General features: G+C 44.9%; 19 protein-coding genes. 9 read left to right on the top strand and 10 right to left on the bottom strand.

The genetic code is table 11. The features are described from left to right. The first annotated feature begins 259 nt into the window (after positions 1-259). From MA_RS01410 to MA_RS01420, 3 genes are all read left to right on the top strand, one after another. Positions 260-871, top strand: coding sequence for a CDP-alcohol phosphatidyltransferase family protein (locus MA_RS01410; RefSeq protein WP_011020322.1), 612 nt, complete (start codon positions 260-262; stop codon positions 869-871). A gap of 285 nt (positions 872-1,156) precedes the next feature. After that, a complete protein-coding gene (locus tag MA_RS01415; RefSeq protein WP_011020323.1) occupies positions 1,157-1,597 on the top strand; it encodes an archease in 441 nt (146 codons plus the stop codon). Positions 1,598-1,958: 361 nt separating this feature from the next. Beyond that, positions 1,959-3,461: an RtcB family protein gene (locus MA_RS01420; RefSeq protein ID WP_011020324.1), complete on the top strand. Its 1,503-nt coding sequence runs from the start codon at positions 1,959-1,961 to the stop codon at positions 3,459-3,461. Positions 3,462-3,555: 94 nt separating this feature from the next. On the opposite strand, the gene MA_RS01425 is transcribed toward MA_RS01420, so the two are convergent. From MA_RS01425 to mtrE, 9 genes are all read right to left on the bottom strand, one after another. Further along, a complete protein-coding gene (locus tag MA_RS01425) occupies positions 3,556-4,686 on the bottom strand; it encodes a hypothetical protein (RefSeq protein WP_011020325.1) in 1,131 nt (376 codons plus the stop codon). Between the two features lie 1,363 nt (positions 4,687-6,049). Continuing rightward, a complete protein-coding gene (gene mtrH, locus MA_RS01430; protein WP_011020327.1) occupies positions 6,050-7,000 on the bottom strand; it encodes a tetrahydromethanopterin S-methyltransferase subunit H in 951 nt (316 codons plus the stop codon). 12 nt (positions 7,001-7,012) lie between these two features. Further along, a complete protein-coding gene (gene mtrG, locus MA_RS01435) occupies positions 7,013-7,234 on the bottom strand; it encodes a tetrahydromethanopterin S-methyltransferase subunit MtrG (protein ID WP_011020328.1) in 222 nt (73 codons plus the stop codon). Positions 7,235-7,251: 17 nt separating this feature from the next. After that, a complete protein-coding gene (gene mtrF / locus MA_RS01440; protein ID WP_011020329.1) occupies positions 7,252-7,476 on the bottom strand; it encodes a tetrahydromethanopterin S-methyltransferase subunit F in 225 nt (74 codons plus the stop codon). Beyond that, on the bottom strand, positions 7,476-8,198 hold the full coding sequence (gene mtrA / locus MA_RS01445) for a tetrahydromethanopterin S-methyltransferase subunit A (RefSeq protein ID WP_011020330.1): 723 nt from the start codon (positions 8,196-8,198) through the stop codon (positions 7,476-7,478). Before mtrA ends, mtrF begins: the two co-directional genes overlap by 1 nt. A gap of 1 nt (position 8,199) precedes the next feature. Then, complete coding sequence (locus MA_RS01450) at positions 8,200-8,526, bottom strand: tetrahydromethanopterin S-methyltransferase subunit B (protein WP_011020331.1); 327 nt, start codon at positions 8,524-8,526, stop codon at positions 8,200-8,202. Beyond that, a complete protein-coding gene (mtrC, locus tag MA_RS01455; protein WP_011020332.1) occupies positions 8,523-9,326 on the bottom strand; it encodes a tetrahydromethanopterin S-methyltransferase subunit MtrC in 804 nt (267 codons plus the stop codon). The genes MA_RS01450 and mtrC overlap by 4 nt, the downstream gene beginning before the upstream one ends. A 2-nt stretch (positions 9,327-9,328) precedes the next feature. Beyond that, on the bottom strand, positions 9,329-10,078 hold the full coding sequence (mtrD, locus tag MA_RS01460; RefSeq protein ID WP_011020333.1) for a tetrahydromethanopterin S-methyltransferase subunit D: 750 nt from the start codon (positions 10,076-10,078) through the stop codon (positions 9,329-9,331). After that, entirely contained in the window at positions 10,075-10,989 is a 915-nt protein-coding gene (gene mtrE, locus MA_RS01465; protein WP_011020334.1) for a tetrahydromethanopterin S-methyltransferase subunit E, read from the bottom strand. Before mtrE ends, mtrD begins: the two co-directional genes overlap by 4 nt. A gap of 780 nt (positions 10,990-11,769) precedes the next feature. On the opposite strand from mtrE, the gene MA_RS01475 reads away from it, so the two are divergent. Both MA_RS01475 and MA_RS01480 read left to right on the top strand, forming a co-directional pair. After that, complete coding sequence (locus tag MA_RS01475; protein ID WP_011020335.1) at positions 11,770-12,576, top strand: sugar phosphate isomerase/epimerase family protein; 807 nt, start codon at positions 11,770-11,772, stop codon at positions 12,574-12,576. Positions 12,577-12,911: 335 nt separating this feature from the next. After that, positions 12,912-13,469 (top strand): TATA-box-binding protein, encoded by a 558-nt coding sequence (locus MA_RS01480; protein ID WP_011020336.1) that lies wholly within the window; start codon positions 12,912-12,914, stop codon positions 13,467-13,469. A gap of 219 nt (positions 13,470-13,688) precedes the next feature. Here the strand turns inward: MA_RS01480 and MA_RS01485 are convergent, their stop codons facing one another. Continuing rightward, complete coding sequence (locus MA_RS01485) at positions 13,689-15,608, bottom strand: sodium:solute symporter family protein (RefSeq protein ID WP_011020337.1); 1,920 nt, start codon at positions 15,606-15,608, stop codon at positions 13,689-13,691. Between the two features lie 453 nt (positions 15,609-16,061). Here MA_RS01485 and wtpA point away from each other — a divergent pair, with 453 nt between their 5' ends. The 4 genes from wtpA (at position 16,062) to MA_RS01505 (ending at position 19,688) form a co-directional block, all read left to right on the top strand. Further along, on the top strand, positions 16,062-17,120 hold the full coding sequence (gene wtpA / locus MA_RS01490) for a tungstate ABC transporter substrate-binding protein WtpA (RefSeq protein ID WP_011020338.1): 1,059 nt from the start codon (positions 16,062-16,064) through the stop codon (positions 17,118-17,120). Positions 17,121-17,234: 114 nt separating this feature from the next. After that, on the top strand, positions 17,235-18,053 hold the full coding sequence (locus MA_RS01495) for an ABC transporter permease (protein WP_011020339.1): 819 nt from the start codon (positions 17,235-17,237) through the stop codon (positions 18,051-18,053). Beyond that, positions 18,040-19,086: an ATP-binding cassette domain-containing protein gene (locus tag MA_RS01500; RefSeq protein ID WP_011020340.1), complete on the top strand. Its 1,047-nt coding sequence runs from the start codon at positions 18,040-18,042 to the stop codon at positions 19,084-19,086. The genes MA_RS01495 and MA_RS01500 overlap by 14 nt, the downstream gene beginning before the upstream one ends. Positions 19,087-19,100: 14 nt before the next feature. Continuing rightward, complete coding sequence (locus MA_RS01505; protein WP_011020341.1) at positions 19,101-19,688, top strand: TOBE domain-containing protein; 588 nt, start codon at positions 19,101-19,103, stop codon at positions 19,686-19,688. The last annotated feature ends 127 nt before the right edge of the window (positions 19,689-19,815 follow it).

The following is a 19,815-nucleotide window of genomic DNA, read 5'->3' on the forward strand; positions in this document are numbered from 1 at the left end:
TAGGAAGTAAAAGTGATATAAGTAAGTATTATCTATGGAGTGCACTGATATTCAAACATACAGCCTTAAGTATAAATATCAAAAGACAGGTACACAGAGGATTAATATAAATAAGCAGATCCAACCTAAGTAAATCCAACCCAAGTGGATCCAATCCGGCATAAGATGCAGGATAAAGCTGCGCAGGATAAAGCTACTATTCTTTCAGGCCTGTCTTCTATATAACGGAAATACAACTAAAAGGAAGATCCCAAATACCATGACGTTTAATGCCCTGAGACCCGTTGCCTCGAAAGTTATCGACCCGCTGGCAGATTTTTTCATAAGATATGAGGTCTCTCCTGATACGGTTTCCATAGTTTCCCTTATCTGTGCTTTCTTTGCGGGACTCAGTTTTTATTACTCTCCTGCATATCAGGAACTTGCCCTATTGGCAGGCATCTTGGTAGTGTTTAACTCGCTTTTCGATGCCCTGGATGGGGTAATTGCCCGCAAGTCCAACAGGGCAACCCCGAGAGGAGACTTCCTCGACCACGTAATCGACCGCTATTCGGACGTGTTCATTATCTGCAGCATTTTTTTTGCAGGTTATGTGTCCTGGCAGATAGGGGTTGCGGCAATCGTGGGTGTGCTTCTTACTAGTTATCTCGGGACTCAGGCCCAGGCCCTTAATCTCGGGAGGTACTACGGCGGGATCATGGGCAGGGCTGACCGTCTCGTAGTCATAATCCTTGCCGCTTTTGCTAATTCGGTTTATCCGGCTTCGATTGCAGGCTTTCCCATCCTGGGTTGGGCTGTTATCCTGATTGCTGTAACCAGTCATATTACTGCAATCCAGCGGATTATGTATATCTGGAGAAGGCTGGACTGATACCCTTCAGCTTTTTGTTCCAGCCATTTTCTGAGCCCCCTTCCTTTGGTTTTCAGTCTTTGGTTTTCAGTCTTTGGTTTTCAGTCTTTGGTTTTCAGTCTTCGATTTTAGTCTTCGATTTTAGTCTTCGAGTTTCGGTTTTTTGAGGTTTGGCTTCTTATGTTTATCCCTGAGGTTTAGCCTGTTAATTTCAGTCCGCCAAAATATTTTTTGCTTCTTTTTTATGCCCGAAAACCGGTTTCTGAGGCGGATAGGTTAATGTAAGACAAAACCCAATACTGGACTATGCCGTCTCAAGGAAAAAAGTATGAGTATCTGGAACATACCGCAGACATAAAGTTCCTGGCCTACGGAAATACTCTGAAAGAGGTATTTGAAAATGCAGCTCTTGCCATGTTCAATGTTATAATTGATACGGGGAAGGTTTCAGGAGAGACGGCAAGAGAGGTTTGCCTTACGTCCCCTGATCTCGAATCTCTGCTTGTGGACTGGCTTTCCGAGCTTTTGTATCTTTTCGAAGTTGATGAGATTGTTTTCTGGAAGTTCCGGGTAGAGGAAATCCGGGAAGAAGAAGGGGAATACTCAATAAAAGCCGTAGCATCAGGTGAACAATACTATCCTGAGAGCCACCCCTTTGAAACTGAAATTAAGGCTGTCACCTATAACCAGCTGGAACTCGAGAAGACTGCAGATGGCTGGAAGGCTCAGGTTGTTGTTGATATTTGAGAAGCAGTTGTTTTTGATTTTTCTGTGCATGGCTGGAATGTATGGCTGCACTGCATAATCCTCATGTCTGCCTCCTGTTCATTTCTGCTACTTTATGCCATACAAATCTTCATGTACGTGAATTATTATCCTATCCTGAGCTATAAATCCGGAGTAGATTTTGATATTCCAAATCAACCTTTCACGCTTTAACGGGTTAAATGAGTTACGCAGTCTGAAAATGTATCTTATGGATTTCCGGAGTAATCTGCAGTTGCTCTGGGGAACGCAAGGTAAATGAGTCATTTTGGGATTATATTATATCAGGATTATAATATTCAAACCATATTCATAAAACGTAAAGGAGCAGGGAGCATCAATTATGGTAGAGAGTGAAGACATCTTAAGCGAGGAATCTAGCGCGGAAAGTGGACACCGGGATATAAGAGGTATGGTCCGGAAGCTTTCCGATAATAACTGGGAAATCCCGAAAGGTCATATCCCCAATATGAGGGTTCCGGGACGCCTGTTTGTATCCGAAAGTTTGCTTGAAGGCATCGAGCCCGGCACTATAGACCAGATTGCAAACGTTGCAACTCTTCCTGGCATTCAGAAATATTCCATGGCAATGCCTGATGCCCACCTCGGCTATGGTTTTGCTATAGGGGGTGTTGCAGCTTTTGATGTCGAAGAGGGAATTATCAGTCCCGGTGGAGTGGGTTTTGATATCAACTGCGGGGTTCGGCTAATCCGCACAAACCTCCAGAAGGAAGATGTGGTTCCTGAAATCAAAAAGCTGACCGATGAGCTGTTTACTAATGTGCCTGCCGGGGTCGGGTCAAAAAGCCGGTTCAGGGCTTCTGATCGGGAACTGGACAGTGCGTTTCTTGAGGGGGCAAAGTGGGCAGTAGATGCCGGATATGGTGTGGATGCGGACGTGGAGCATTGTGAGGGGAATGGCTACCTTGAAGGGGCAGATACTTCTTATGTAAGCACAAAGGCAAGGAACCGCGGGAAACCTCAGTTAGGAACTCTCGGTAGTGGCAACCATTTCCTTGAAGTCCAGTATGTGGACGAGATTTATGACCGGGAAGTAGCTTCGGCTTTCGGGCTTGAAGAGGGCCAGGTTACGGTAATGGTTCACTGCGGGTCAAGGGGTGCAGGGCATCAGATCTGCACTGACCACCTGAAAGAACTCTCTCAGGCTGTGAAGAAATACGGGATTGAAATTCCGGACAAGCAACTTGCCTGTGCTCCGGCTCAGTCAAGGGAAGCCCAAAACTATTTCAAAGCCATGCTCTGCGCTGCAAATTATGCCTGGGCGAACAGGCAAATGATCACTCACTGGACACGTGAGTCTTTTGAAAAGGTATTTGGCAGGGATGCCGATGAAATGGGAATGAGCCTTCTGTACGACGTTGCCCACAACGTGGCAAAACTGGAAGAACATAACATTGAAGGCAGGAAAAAAGAGGTTTACGTGCACAGAAAAGGGGCAACAAGAGCATTTCCTGCCGGGCACCCGGAAGTTCCGGCCGCATACAGGGACGTGGGACAGCCGGTTTTAATTCCCGGAAGCATGGGTACGCCTTCTTTCATACTCTGCGGGGCAAAAGATGCTATGGACGTTTCTTTTGGCAGTGCCTGCCACGGGGCCGGAAGGGTTATGAGCAGGGCCCATGCAAAGAAAGAGTTCCGCGGACAAAGTGTAAAAGAGAACCTTGAAGCCCATGGAATCACTGTTAGGGCAACTCACCCCTCCGTAATTGCCGAAGAAGCTCCCGGGGTTTATAAGTCCAGCAGTGAGGTGGTAAATGTCGTGCACGAGCTTGGTATTGCCCGCAAGGTTGCAAGAGTCATCCCTCTTGGGGTCGCAAAGGGTTAAACTGATTGGAATTTCAGAATTCTTCGGTTTTCTTTTTTACCTTCTTTTTCTTCAATTTTTTTCAGATTTAAGCCCCTTTTCTTTCCCAGGAGCTTCATTCTTTTGAAAAGAAGTCGAGCTCTTTGAATTCTTCCTCTCCGGTTAAGTCAGAGCTGTCTGCAGGTCCGTGTTCCTTATGGAATCTGAACACGATCATGCTTGAATATGAAGAAGTTACGAAAGGTGTACCCTGCTCTCTAAATATTTTTGAGAAATATTCGACAAGGCTGTTGATTACTTTTTCATTTTTGAAATCATGGAAGATAGTTACTGATTCATCTCCAGGTTCGAGGCCGATTTCTATATTCTTTACCAGCTGGGTTGCAAGGTACATCTTCCTGAAGTACATCAGTAAATCGGGAAGAGCCATTTCGTTTACGGATTGTTTGCACAGGCGTTCCAGTATCTTTGTCGGGTTTGGGACTTCCCCGGCTGCAAAAGTTTCGAACTGGGTTCTGTGCAGAGTCACAAGGTTGTACCTTTCAACATTATATGTATACATTAGCTGGGTCCAGAACTCCGTATTATCGTCAAGTTCTCTGCATACAATGTCAAGGTAGCCAAAGTGTTTTCGGATTCCAGGCATAGTCTCATTTTGAGAAACTGAGAGGTTCTTTTTGAATGAGATCTGGGTTGAATTTGCCCGCCTGAAAATGTGTTCTACGTCCAGCTGTTTCCATCTGGCCAGAAAATGGGCTATTAGCTGGGCAAAAAACTCCCTGCTGTTTATGGTGGAATTGGAAAGGAGTAAAAGTGCAGAGTCAGGATTGTGGATATCCTCACACTTGATTGATGTTCTGATTGTCCACTGATAGTTTTTGGAGATCTGGTTAAGGTAGTCTTCGAGTTCTTTCATATCACTGATTTCAAAAGGATTGATAAGCTCATTTACCAGCTCTTCATCCGTAAGCCTTCCTTTTGTATACCTGAAAAGCCATTCGAGCATTGTTCGATTTATTATGGTATTTTCCCCGTTTTTTATTGTGTCACTCAGTTCTTCTTTTGCGGGAGTTTCTTTTAAAAATTTGATTGCTTCGTCAATGCTTTTGTGATATGTAAGTGCTGTGTCTGCAATTTCAATTGTGTCCCTTACTGCGGCGCTAAGATTCCCGTCATTGGCATCCAGGAGGGGCTGCAACTTTTTGAGGTACTTGTCATCAAGGGATATGTTTTTTCTGATCAGCATATTTTCACCCGAGATGGTCTGGTTTTTCGCTCCTTTATGCTACGATCCATGATCTGTGCCCCTGATATAATGGCTTTTTATCTCTTCTGACTCAAAGCTTAGAAAAGTTATTTTTTTAATATGCAAAATATAATTTATAAGCCTAAAAACATTAGCCAGTAGCTTATATGTTGGTAAGTGCTACCAAATATTAAATGTTTCTGTTTAGTGCCATTATCTTGAGAATTTTTGCCGACTTATGTTATTTTTCAGGTAGGTAAATTTTCTGCAGTTGCACATAATCTCCTCTGTTAAAAATTCACTGAAATTTTTCTTATTTGTGCTTTTCCATTTGTTATTTTACGGTTCATATCAGGCATAACTTTCCACCTGTTTACTGAAGTGGGAAGTGGTAAAGTGTCTAAAACAGGTAATATCGGTTCACAATTCTTTATATATATATGTAAGACAGTGTACGCAATGTAAATCAAATAAATTAGAATGTGAATAGGGCACAAATAACCTTGAAAATCAGGTTGCTGATCTCCGGTATGCTCACAGTTTGCATGTCTTTGTTGTTCTCTCAAGTTATGGAAGACATTGTTTAACTCTAACAATGGTGAGCCTGGAAATGGATTTGTGTGCCTCGATTGAGTGGGGGGTCCCGTATACACTCATTCAGGTCTCTACAACATCCTCAATAATCTGGTCTTCTCCAGGGTATATTTGTTCTCCCTATAAAGCGAGTTGGGAGTGGATTCATCGTATCTGGCAGGTTCTTATACTTCCTCACCTGTCAGGTACTTTCCTTCCAAAATATGTGAATGTACGAAAATTTCTTTAAGTTCCATTCCTTTTCGCTGTTTTCTATTCACGTTGTTTTTTATTCACGTTGTTTTTTTATTCACGTTGTTTTTTTATTCACGTTGTTTTTTTATTCACGTTGTTTTTTATTCACGTTGTTTTTTATTCACGTTGTTTTTTATTCATCTTTTTCTCCAATGTTTACAACACCTTTTTCAATTTTTTACGATTGAGTTTTCCGGTCTCGGCCTCAATTTTCTTTAAATATTGTAGGAGATCCATAAGAAGAGGAATCTTTAAAGAGCTGTTTTAAGAACTGTTTTGGGCTGTACAAATCCACAATTGCCTACAAGGAAGCTGGATTTAATAGTGAGAACCTAATGATGGGTATACTGATGATGAAAAAACAGATGATGAAAGACTGATAATGAAATAAATAGATGATGAGAGACTGATGATAAAAAACTGATGATGAAAAGAATTTAAAATTAATTACAGAATTCCGTAGTAAAAAAGAAAGGGCAAAGAGAAAATGTCTCTTTGCTCTGGGATCTTTCGATCCTTTTAATAAATTTTGAACTTATGTCAATCTGGTAACAGGGTGGTTTTCTGAATCTGCGATTTCAACACCGAGTTCCTTTGCGGTTTCTCCGAGCATGATGTCGACCATTGCGACTGCCGGGAATACCTTCTCGACGTTCTCGATCGGACCGTAGAGCAGGAAGTCAGAACCTGCAATCTGGGCGACAAGGTTGGTGCCTATGTCAGCAGGCATGTAGATTGCCTTCGGGTCAGGCTGAGTCTTCTTGAACTTGCGTAGCCAGTCCCAGGCTGAAGCCATGTTGTGGTATCCGCCACCTACAGGTAGGCCGAGTTTTCCCTTAATTGTCGGAATTGAACGGATTGTTGCGCCAGAACCAGCACCAAGGGGCATTGCTGCAACGTCGATCAGTGGAATCTTGATTCCACATTCCTCGGCAACCTGAAGCATACCCTTTGTCTGTCCGGAACCGCCGACTTCAAGGATGTCAAGTTTTCCTTTTACGGTTGGGTCGGTTGCGTTGAAAGCCAGGACGATGGCAGCTTCCACATCACTCTCAGTGAGTATATCGATTTCGCTCTGTTCGATACTTGCGTTGATGGAGTTGTGGATTGCCCTGTTAGCAACACCTATTTCGGTACAGTACTGGGCAGCAGCTGCACGCACTTCTCCGGCTGAAGAGTCGATAAGGAAGGGGGTCTTGTCATCGATCTCTATGAACCAGTCGATGTACTTCCTGATGGATTCAGGGGTTTCCCCTACAATCTGGTTTACGTAGGGGTTTCCTGTGGCATCGCTCAGTGATACCTGGGTGTTCCAGAGAGTTTCTGCGGCTGCCCTGTCGAAAATCCCTTTGTCCTCATCGGTCACGATCTTGTGCCTTGCGTAGAACATGGTACTGACTAACACGGTAGGGTATTCGCCCGGCTGCCCGCCGAACTTAACTCCACCTACTTCGTAAACTTCCTGTTTCCTGTCAAACTTGAACATTTTGATCCCTCATTATATTGTGAACATTGATGATACCGAGACATAGATCAGGAAGAGAAGCAGTCCTACAACTGCACCGTACAGAATTCCGATGTCTCTTCCTACTTTCTTTCCGATCCTCTGTGCAACTTCACTGTTGACGAACTCAACCTTTTCATCGATCTTTTCGAGCCTTTTCATTACTTCGTTAAACTCAGCTGGATCTACATACGCTGCTGGTGCTTTTCCATCCATATTTTCACCTCTCAAGCTTAGAGACCGGCCATTAACGGGAGTATAATCACCATCAGCAGTGAAAAGAGGAAGCCTGCTGCAAAGCCAATTATTCCAGTGGACATTACCCCGGAATCCAGCTTCTGGTTCCTCGCAATCAGCTGTGCTCTGTACCGAATGCTCTCAACAGTAGCGTCTATTGCGCCCATCTGAGGGTTGAGCACCATTGGGACTCCTTTTCCGTATTCTTCTGCCATTCTCATTACCTCCCGAGCAGTAATAACCCAAGCAGGGATATGGTTACTGTCAACCCGATCATGGCACCTTCAATCTTTCCTGCATGAACCCCTGAGTGGAACTTGTTCAAGTTTCCTATATCTAGCATCCGGGCTTCAATGGCTTTCAGCCTGCTACGGATGACTGCAATTTCTCCGGAGACCGGCCTGACGACACCGCCCTCTTCTTCTTCTTCTCCTTCTTCGCTGATTTCCACAACCATTGGTTCTGCATCGAAGGCTCCAGGGTCCTTTGCTACAAGTTCCCTTACCTTGGCTGTGATTGCGCCCATGTCTTCCGTGTCCAGCAGGTTTACGGTCTCGATCTGCTGCTGGAAGCGGGCAACTGCATCATCGTTCAGGTTTTCTACATAAGGGATAGCGCCAACTGCACCTACAATTCTGTGTTCTTTTACACCATTTGCATGGATGCTGAGCATTGCCTGCCCTGTAACGTGCCCTTTGACTTCAGCTCCTGTTACAACCAGGTACCTGATATTCGGGTTCGAAATTACGTGGGCGACGACTTTTTCTATACCCAGGTTTTCGGTTTTACAGGATCCGGTAATTGCTGCTCCTGCATCGAGTACGGGTTTTCCGGGGAGGTGTGATGCGCAGGTAATGACTGCAACACAGCCCTTTACATCACCCACTTCATACTCTCCTTTCAGGATTGGCCAGCCTGATGCGGGTTCTTTTTTATCTACCATTTTACATACCTCCCTCGATCAGTCTCTGTATGAATATGATCAGGGCAAGCAGCCCGCTGAAGGCAAGACCTACAACGATTCCATAGAAAGCGTTCCCGTAAATTCCTGCCATATAGGAAGTGTTCTCACGGCCGGGCCAGGAATTCAGGAGCGGTTTGCTGGGCGAAAGGGAATTCAGCAGATCCTCTGCAATCCCGTCCAGTTTATCCATTCTCTCAAAGACAGGGTCCATAGAATAGAGAATCGAGTCTTCCCTTTCTTCTGCTACAACTGCAGTGTCAGGGTCCATGACCAGATGTACTTCGGGAGCTATGCGAATCATGCTCATTCCAATTCCTCCGCGCTTGGCAGCAGCCCGGTTCCAACGACCGCATATGAGTCTCTCTTAACATATCCATAGTACTTCATAAAGGCCCAAGCCCAGATAATGACTCCTACAGCGATGTTTAATCCGGCTGCCATCAGTCCTTCATGGAGTGAAGACGCAAAACCTGTAATTATCAATGCAATAGCTGCTTTTTCGACAGCTACAGAAAGAGTCCTGTCCTGCTTCTCGTCAGGGCCCAGGTTTGCATTGAAGGGGTGAAGGATTCCCATGCCGCCGATGATAAAGATCAGTGCGATGTATCCGTTGGCGACCACGTATTCGACGACTTCTGCATAATCAAAGGTTCCGGCAATAACGACGCTCAATCCGATAATTACAAGAGTGCCTGCGCCTGCAATTTCCACCATGGCCTGTTCCATTATAGGAATGCCCATCCCGATTACTTTGTTTGCAAGGACACCGATAACAGCGCCTATAATTGCAGCTGCAATAAAGGATACGATAGGTCCTGCAATGCCTCCTACGGAAAGCCCGAAGAGGGCAGCGACAATCCCCATACCAAGGGAAATCATACCAATAGACGGAACTCCTGTCCCAAGTCCGTAGCTTGCAACACGGCGGACCGCATCAGCGCCCCAGACCATGGCGCAGATTGCTCCAAGCCCTCCAAAGAAGGAAAACTGTGCTGGCATGAAGTTGCCGAGGTAAATCCCTGCAAGGCCGCCTATTGCACCGATAGCCATTATTGTTTGTGGAGGAAATCCGCCTTTAGCTTCTCCTCCTGCTCCACCTGCAGACATTTTTAGATACCTCCAAGCTGTGAAATTGCGATTACTGCCACGATGGCACAGAGTATCGTTGCTACAAAGGAAGAAATTACAGCTTTTGGCCACTTCTTCCACTTCGGGTCGTGGAACCCTTCAATTGTACCTCCGATGTTGTAGGAAGGAATCACAGCGTTTACGAAGAAGATGCCTATTGCGAACATTGCAGCAATTCCTACAAGTTCATGTCCTGTAACACCAGAGCTTGTACCTGTACTGAGTCCTGCGGTAAGGCCCACTTCAATAAGAGAATAATATACGAGGGCTCCGCCGATTCCACCAAGTAAGCCGCCAATAACACCACTGACAAAAGAAACGGTTGGAAGTCCGTGTCCTTCAGTACCCTGGGATACATACAGGTCCTGCCTGTATTTTGTAATTGGGTCGTATTTTACTTTTGCTGAAGAAGGCACACAGCCCACACCATAGACGTAGACCCAGGTTCCGACAATCATGGTCACAGAGATCATAATCATTGCTCCCACTGCACCCGATGCGAGAATCAGCGGAAGGTTATCGGTTACGTTCATCATGAACCCTGCACTTACAAGTCCTGTCAGTCCTGCTCCGGCTGCCAGCTGCACGGTACCTGTACCGATACCAGTTGCTTGAGCCATGGCGGCAGGTGCGCCACCTACGGGTACGAAGTGGACACTCCAGGAAATCAGGACGCCACCAATTATAATGAATACCAACCACAGGATGTTTGCCATGAGAGCGTCAATCATGCTGAAGCCTCCTCGGTTTTGTCTTCCTTGTAGGGTCCGTAAGCATTACGGGCTTTGACTTCAATCTTCCAGTTCCAGAAAATTAAGATAAGGACAATAATGACACCAGCAACAACAGAGATCCAGCCTCTGGAAATGCTTACTGCAGGATCAAAAACAGTGGTTACCCAGCTTCCAAGGAATACGGTCATACCAAAAGCCATACCTGTGACAGGGCCTCCGAACTTGGCACAGAACCAGGAGTTGTCATACCCGTTTCTGACCCCGGATTCTCCATATCGAACAATGTTTCCCGAGTTTGAAGCGTTGAGCCCGGAACCGAACTCGAACTGCTGGAATTCGCGCTCTGCACCGTAGTGGACGTCACCTGTGGATGAGCCAATTGCACCTACTGTAATACCCCAGATAAAGGCCAGCATGGTTAGCGGGAAGGGGTGTCCGAGTACAACGGTCATCAGATATGACACCACAAGGATACAGAAAGTCGTTATGAACGAATATCCCATAATTACGGGGGTGTGGCTTCTGATCATATCCAGATAAACTGGCTGTTTGAAGCGACTCTGACTGGCTGCACGGCCCATTGTAGATGTGACGGCAAAGGTACCGTGGACACATGCTGCAATAAGAGCACCCAAGACCAGTGCAAAGAGCGGAGATAAAGTGAATTCACTTATTAATACTGTAGCGACGGCTGCACCGACCGAACACATCAATGCGTTTGAGGGGGGTTCCCCTGATACCGCTTTGTTAAATATTCTGTGCGGAAACATCATTTGGGGAGCTAACTGGACCTGTGAGTTCGGGTTACTCTGGGATCCGACATCGGATTCTAGGTCTTCTGAGGCACCTGCAATGGTTGCAGCTACGCCAATAAGTGCCAGCACTCCCATGCCTATGAGTGGTTCCATTCATTTTCCTCCTTTATAGTTATTAACATGTTAATAAGCTGGATTCAAAAACACAATACATTTTTTTAGAATCGTCTGCCACATCATTGCAAAGAAAAATGATGATGACGAGCGTTAAAATTTGGATTAGAGAGGATCATTCATAAACCTTTCGAAATAAGGGTGCTTTTAAAATATTATTATATATTTATACAATATACAATCAATTTTATATGATGTGTGATACCGGTTAAAATAAACAAAATCCTATATATATAAAAGAAAATAAATTATACTTCTTCCAGTATCATATAAAGATTCCGATTATTACTAATGAATTTTTTTATTTATTTTTAAAAATATATTAACAATTTTTATAATAATCAGTTTTCCCGATGTAGTTTTTATATTTCTAAATTTTATATAAATCAAATCCCAGTAATTTTCTTCATTTCTTCAGGGACAAAAAGGACATTTTCTCCACTTCATAAATTATAATTATTTTTTATTGTCGGTCTTTTCTTTGAAAATATATTCTCAATGACTAAACTATATATTTACTCAGAAACTATCGATGTATTTATTTCGTGAGTTGGGTCGATAACAATCTATTATATATAAATATGTTGGCTATTTTCCGATTTTTATAGTTCTCTAAAGCCTTCTGCCCCAAGTCAAATGTAAACCGGATCTTTATTTCTATCGGGGTTCGGTCAATTCTTATAAATTTATTCAGTTTTGGTGTCCCGATTGTTCCGGGCATCGCAAAAGAACTTTATATCTGGGCTCCTTGCTTAATGCGTGATTTTCGGAGCATCATCCTTTGCCGGTTCCCTGCCGGAACTGAAGGAAAGTGTAGGATCTATAGAATTATATATCCCCAAACTGGGAATTTATACCGGTTCGGTACTTGAAAAGAAAGAACTTGAACGTATCCTTGACGAAATGTCAACATACTGTTTTGCAGGCACGGTTCATGCTCCCTATTTCGCAGCTGATCCCAGATATCCTGCAGCCCTGCAGGTAAATACTGCAAAAATGGGAAACAGAGAGTTCACTCTCCTTGAAGAGTCCATGACAATTGCAAACAGAATAGGGGCTCATGTAGTGGTGTTGCACCCTGGCAGAATCGGACCTGATAGAGAAAAATCCTTTGCTTCAATGGTCAAAAACCTAAGCTTTCTTGCTTCTAGGGCTGAAGACCATGGGGTTGTGCTGGGACTGGAGAATAAGGAGGGTACAGACCCCTCGAACTTTTGCTGTGAAGCTGAGGAACTTGCCGGGGCCATTGAAATTGTGAATTCAGACCACCTTAAAGCTACCTTTGATATCGGGCACGCAAACCTCACCTGCGGGGGAGACTCTGGAAAACTCAGGACTTTTGTCCGGACCCTGCAGAAACATATTATTCACCTTCACCTGCACGACAATAGCGGGAGTTGGACTGAAAAATACGATGGTGATGAACACATGGCCCCGGGAAAAGGATGTGCCGACTTTTCGGTCCTTAAACTGCTTTCCGGCTACAGGGGCATCTATAATCTGGAAGTTTTTTCCCTGGAAGATGTCAAGTTTGGGAAACAAATCATTGAAAAGGCTCTATCTTAATATTAAACCGCAGAATTAGAATTAACTTCAGAATTTGAATTAAATCCATTGGTCATCGGTTAAGGAACTTTCTTGCCTGAAAGCTATCGATTTTGCACCAAAAGTCACCTTCAATTTTGGCCTTATTACATGAAATCGAAACCCAGTTCCAATCAACAATGGGATACAATTTTTGAAAACTGTTGCCAAATAGAGGTAATTTGCCCTGATTCCTCACTTAACCGAAGACGTATGCAGTAAAATTAGGAAGCAGACCAATAGATTGAATACCGCAGATTTTTATTTTTTGCCTTGAACCGACAATCAGAACTATAGAACTTACAAATACGTGTGGCATGGAATCCACAATAACTATAGAGAACGTGGTGGCATCTACCGCGTTGGCGACAGAATTCGACTTGGTAAAAATAATGGATTCTGGGCTGGAAGGTGCAGAGTATAACAAAACGAAGTTCCCAGGCCTCGTATACAGAATTGATAACCCCAAAGCTGCCTTTCTAATTTTCACCTCCGGAAAAGTGGTATGCACTGGAGCTAAAACTATCAATAATGCCCATAAAGCCATAACCAATCTGGCTAACAAACTAAAGGACATCGGCTGCGATAAAATAAATCTCGAACCTGAGATACATGTTCAGAACATTGTAGCCAGTGCTGATTTGAAAACAACCCTTAACCTGAACACCATTGCTATAGCTTTTGGTCTGGAGAATGTCGAATATGAGCCAGAGGTGTTTCCTGGGCTTATTTATAGAGTCGAGGCTCCCAAGGTAGTAGTGCTTGTGTTCAGCTCTGGCAAGCTGGTTATCACAGGTGGAAAATGTGAGGAAGATTGTAATGGGGGTCTACGGATCGTCAGAAAAGAGTTCGACAACTTAGGACTTCTCTGTTAAACATGTCCTCAAAGTCTAGTAAACTCGTAAAGGATACCACATACAAAATCGGGAAGTACGGAAGAAGAGATGAAAAATGAAATGACAAACACTATTAGTAGAGGGAAACAAGTTCTTAACCGATGACCAATGGGAATTAAATCTAAAAAAAGAAATTTATGGCCGTGTTCCTCTGAGAACCTCAGCCTTTTTCAGTACTTCACCTTTTAATTATCTTTTTTAGTAGAAGTCCAGATTAACCCCTTTCTGGCCAAGCACTTTTTTCAGCTCTTCATAAGCTGTGAAAAGCTCTTTTTTCTGCCTCCCCACGGTTTCAAGTCTTGGTTCGGCTTTGAGCCATATATCTCTTTCTTCGCTCCCCCTTGTAACAGTGACGCAGGCGAGCATGTCTCCATGAGTGAGCCTGTATACGGAATCAAGCCCTGTTGGAGTGACCCATGCCGGTGAGCTGCTTTTCAGCTTTTCTACGAGTTCGTGCCAGCTGAGAGCTCCTGAAGCCCGGAGGTTGAGCTGGAGGTGGGCGCGTTCTCCTGCGACTTTCTCATCAACGTTTTTGAGGAAAGCACCGTATGTAGGATCCTTCTCATCGATCTCGCGTGCCTCGTAATGGGCAAGCTCTTCGGCTTCCTCTTCGAAGAAGGGTGCAAGGTTAATTCTGCTTGAGGGCTTTGTCATAAGGGAAACTCCGAAGAAAGCAATGGCACTCAGCCCCATTCCTACAATAACTCCGTGGCTCATCAGGGCTGGATGGACGCTTTCAAGGTAGTTGGCTGCCATAGGGGGGGTCTTTATCAGGTCCAGGGATACAAGGGTGACCTGAACAACAAATCCGACTACCATCCCTGCAAAAGCTCCTTCTTTCGTAGCTCTTTTCCAGTAAAGGCCTCCCATGAGGGGGAAGAAATAGGAAGCACTTGCAATAAAGGTTGCAATATGAATCGCATCAATAATATTGGGGATAACAAAGGAGCCTGCGGTTGCAGCAAGCACAATAATAAGCACGCTGATCCTGTTTACAACCAGCATCTCCTTCATTGTAGCATCAGGCTTTATATATCTCTGGAATATGTCCCTTGAGATACAGGAAGCTCCTGAGGTTGCAAAAGTGTCCGCACATGACATGGAGGCTGCTGCAAGCCCTATTGCGCTGAGGGCTACTATCAGGGGGGCTGAGACGAAACGTTCGCTGACAAAAGCAAGGAGTGCGGGTTCTGCCTGAGCCATACCTGCAGGGAAGCCCATGCCTGCGATGTCAGGGTAAATGTTGTTAAAGGCTATTGCGATTACAGCACATGCCGCGAAAACTACAGTGATCATGAGGGACCCGAAGACCATCCCGAGTCGGGCTGATTTAGCGTCTTTTGCAGCCCAGACCTTCTGCCAGGGGTCCTGTTCCGTAATCCAGCCCGGGATAATTGCAAACACAAATATAAGGACCATGGGAATGCCGATCGAGAGAGGGTTCCACCAGTCATAAGATACGTTTCCGAAAAGTTCGGAGCTGCTTATTGCAGGAGTATTAAGGCCTCCGTCAGCTACTGTGCCTACTGCGGCAAAAGCCATTGCTATTGTGAATATAGAGAGGAAAGCAAACTGGACGACATCGGTCCAGACTACTGCCGAAAGCCCTCCCATGGTTACATAAAGAGAGACTGCAATTGCAACGATAGCTGCAGCATAAAGAGGATCAACGCCATAGAATACCTGAAGCACCAGGGAGAAACCTGTAACATCGGCTACCGCAAAAAGAATCATCACCACGGTAATGATCAGGGCAATCGGCCATCGGACTGCGCTGCCATAGCGCTGTTCCAGAAGTTCGGGTTGTGTGATTGCAGGCAGGTTTTTGATTTTTCCCACAAGCAAAGCAATGATAAGGAGGGCGAGGATGTTCGGGGCAACAAAAGCCCAGATTGACCCCATTCCTTGCAGCATGTAATACCCGATGACTGCAAGAATTCCTCCGGCCGTCAGCCAGGAAGCTGCGGCTGAAAATCCAAGGGCCGAGGGTCCGATCCTGCGTCCTGCAAGCCAGAAGTCCGTAACGGATTTCTGTTTTTTATTAAAGTACCAGCCAATAGCCACAAGTCCGGCTATGTAGACTGCAAGCAGCACTATGAAGATATTATAACCATCCATAAGGACACACCAAGAAAGGTTAATTAATGTCTACGAGTTTATTCCCTATCGAAACAAGGAATATTATTTCTATTTCTGAAATTTAATTTCTATTTCTATAATTTATGACTATTTAAATATCCTCATTGTATCGACTTATATATAAATAAACTTTTACTTTACTTATAATTTTTATTTACTTCTTTTCTGCTTGATGAACTCCTTTTTTACTTCCTATACAAGCCAACTTGATTTAAAACATTTTTTTATTTTTTTACTTGTATTTTTTTATATCCTTGAAGTCCTCTTCAGGTTCTTTTCTTTCTTTTCTTTTATTTTTGCAGTTTATATGAGTAAAAAGTCGTTATTCTGCCTTTAATTCTTTTTATTTCCCTGAATTCTACTTCTTCAATGTAAAGAAATAGTTTTCCGGACTTCCAAAGGTATATATGTTATATTCAAGAAGACATAACCATGAATGTCGATTCCAGAGTTTTCAGGTTCTTTTTGGTTTTCTTAATCCTTGTAGTGGTTGCCAGCCCTGGCTGCGTTGATAACCAGCCAGAGCCCGGGAATACCTCTGCAGGTGAAGGGGAAGTCCTTACCGTTTTCCATGCGGGAAGTCTGAGTGTACCTTTCGAAGAGCTTGAAGCCGAGTTCGAAGCTCAGCACCCTGGTGTTGATGTTCAGCGGGAAGCTGCAGGCAGTGCACAGAGTGTAAGAAAGATCACCGAACTTGGGAAAAAGGCTGATGTGCTCGCATCTGCAGACTATGCCCTTATTCCGTCCCTGATGGTGCCTGAGTACGCTGACTGGTACGCCGCTTTTGCAAGGAACCAGATGATACTTGCTTACACGAATGAAAGCAAGTACGGTGATGAGATCAATACGGACAACTGGTATGAAATCCTGAGGCGCCCTGATGTCCGATATGGTTTTTCCAACCCCAACGATGACCCTGCAGGCTACAGGTCGCAGATGGTAACCCAGTTAGCCGAGTCCTATTATAATGATGACATGATCTATGATGACCTGATGCTGGCTAATACGGGGATGACTCTTACCACCGAAGAAAACGGGACAGCCCTTATACACGTTCCTGCATCCGAAGAAATATCTCCGAATACCAGTAAAATTATGCTCAGAAGCATGGAAGTCGAACTTTCTTCTGCCCTTGAGACCGGGGAAATAGATTATCTCTACATTTACCGGAGTGTAGCTGAACAGCACGGTTTTGAATATGTGGCACTCCCACCTGCAATTGACCTGAGCTCTCTCGAATATGCTGACAATTATTCAAAGGTGCAGGTTGAAATGGTAAACGGAGAAGTGGTTACCGGCTCTCCTATCGTATACGGGGTGACCATCCCCAACAATGCGGAAAATTCGGAACTTGCTACCGAGTTTGTAGCCCTGCTCCTTGGTGAGACCGGTCAGCAGATTTTCATTGAGAATGGACAGCCACCTATTGTCCCTGCCATTGCCGAAGGAAAGGACTCAATGCCTGAAGAATTGCAGGCCCTTGTAGTATAAAAGTGAAGCTTTTTCCGCGTCCGAAAAGCTGTTTCAAACAACTGAGTTGAAGCTCAGCCCTCAAGACCCCAGGGAATCATTTAGTAATAAAAACAGCAGTAAAAAGGTATAAGAATGAAAGCCAAAAACCGAAAAACCCGTAAATTCGAGCCTCTGACTTTCGTCTTCTCCTTTTTATTGCTGGTACTTTTTCTTTTTATTTTCCTGACTCTTTCAAACATGATCTTCGAGCAAATAACGGAGGACTTTTCAGGCCTGGTAAAAGCCGCAGGAAACCGGTCGGTGATCAGTTCGATTTTCCTCTCTCTATATGCGGGTTTTCTTGCAACCCTTCTTGCTCTTCTCCTGGGAGCCCCTACAGGTTACATTCTTGCAAGGTTTGATTTTCCGGGGAAAAGGCTGGTCGAGAGCATAATTGATGTACCGGTTGTAGTCCCGCACACGGTTGCAGGGATCGCCCTCCTCACTGTTTTCGGGTCAAGGGGACTTATCGGCGAGCCCCTTGAATCCTATATCCAGTTTCGCGATGCTCTTCCGGGAATTGTTGTCGCAATGCTTTTCGTGTCCATGCCCTATCTGGCAAATTCTGCAAGGGAAGGCTTCAAAAGTGTGGACCCGAGGCTTGAAAATGCAGCTCGTTCTCTGGGAGCTCCTCTCTGGAAAGCCTTTTTCTTTGTAACCCTCCCGCTTTCGGCAAGGTATCTCTTAATAGGTTCGGTCATGACCTGGGCAAGGGCTATAAGTGAGTTTGGGGCAGTTGTGATTCTTGCCTACTACCCGATGGTAGGACCTACGCTTATCTATGATCGTTTTATTTCTTACGGGCTCTCAGCGTCCAGACCTATAGCCGTACTGCTCATCCTGGTTACGCTTTCTATATTCCTTGTAATAAGAACCCTTTCCGCAGGCTGGAGTATATATGATAGAGATTGAATCCCTCTCCCGGAAATGGAAGAACTTTTCCCTGGATAACCTTAGCCTGAAAGTTGAATCCGGAGAGTATTTTGTGATCCTCGGCCCTACGGGAGCCGGAAAAACCCTTTTCCTCGAACTGATCGCAGGTTTTCATGTCCCTGATTCGGGAAGGATCCTGCTTGACGGAAAAGATGTAACTGACCTCTCCCCGGAAAAACACGACATTGCTTTCGTGTACCAGAATTATTCGCTTTTTCCTCATATGAACGTGAAAAAGAATCTCGAGTTCGGGATGCGGATGAAAAAAATAAAAGACCCGAAAAGGGTTCTGGATACTGCCCGGGACCTGAAAATCGAGCATCTTCTTGACCGAAACCCCCTGACGCTTTCCGGAGGAGAACAGCAAAGAGTTGCCCTTGCAAGAGCCCTTGTTACCAACCCTAAAATTCTGCTTCTGGACGAACCTCTGAGTGCGCTTGATCCCCGTACGCAGGAAAATGCCAGGGAGATGCTTTCGGTTCTCCATAAAAAAAATAAACTGACTGTGCTGCATATTACTCATGACCAGACTGAAGCCCGCATAATGGCTGACAGGATCGCAGTCGTAATGGACGGAAAACTTATACAGGTAGGGAAGCCTGAAGAGATTTTTGAAAAACCTGTTGAAGGCCGGGTGGCCAGTTTCGTAGGGTTTGAGAATGTGCTGAAAGGCAGGGTTATCTCTGCCGAACAGGGGCTACTCCGGATCAGGGTCGGGGAAGTAGTGATCGATGCTGCAGGGGATATGGAGGTCGGAGACCAGGTCTATGCTTTTCTGAGGCCTGAAAACATAGCTTTAAGTAAAAGCTCCACGCAATCCAGCATCAGAAACTCTCTGCAGGGCAGGGTTACGGAAGCCTGGGTACTTGGAGCTCTTGTGCGGGTGAAAGTCGATTGTGGGGTTCCCCTGAACGTCCTCATAACCCGGCGGTCGGCAGAAGAAATGGAGCTCTCTCCGGGGGTCCAGATCTATGCCCGGTTCAAGGCAAGTTCTGTCCATGTACTCCGTTGAAAAGGTGAAGGTCTGTGAAAGCGAAAACAAAGCTCTGGTTTACTGAAGATGGAAGAACGGTTATGGGTGCTGGCAGAGCCGAGTTGCTGAAAACAATTGATGAGGAAAAATCCCTTCGGAAAGCCTGCCAGAAACTCGGAATCTCGTACAAGCACGCCTGGATGATGCTTAAAAAAATGAATGAAGCTCTCGGCGAGCCGGCAGTAATTACTGTTCGAGGGGGGAAGGATCAGGGTACCTTCCTGACCGACCTCGGAAGAAAACTGCTGGCTGAATACGACGCGAACAAAAAACTAATTTATGAAGCCGTAGAAGACGAAACCTCCTGGGAAAATGTGGGTTTCAAACTTTCAGCCCGAAACAAGCTTCCAGGAAAAGTACTTAATGTAGAGAAAAGCGGGCTAGTCTCCAAGATCACTATCGAACTGGAACCTTCAGTCCTGACCTCCGTAGTTACGGAAGAGGCAGTGGAAAAGCTTGATGTAAAGCCCGGAGACCGGATTTATGCGGTCATAAAGTCCACTGAGGTAATGGTAGCAAAAGCTGTCAGGGAAAAAGAGTCCGTAAATCCGGGTTTGAAAAAGTCCGGTCCCTCAGACTGAATATTTCTCTTTATATCCTGTATACTTTTGATCTGTACTCAGGTAACAAAAATTTGTGGTTAAGATCTTTAGTTTAAGATCTTCAATCAAAAAGGGACTGTGTGCCTGTAAGAATTATATTTACAAG

Origin of the sequence: Methanosarcina acetivorans C2A, assembly GCF_000007345.1 — an archaeon.
Lineage (GTDB): Archaea > Halobacteriota > Methanosarcinia > Methanosarcinales > Methanosarcinaceae > Methanosarcina > Methanosarcina acetivorans.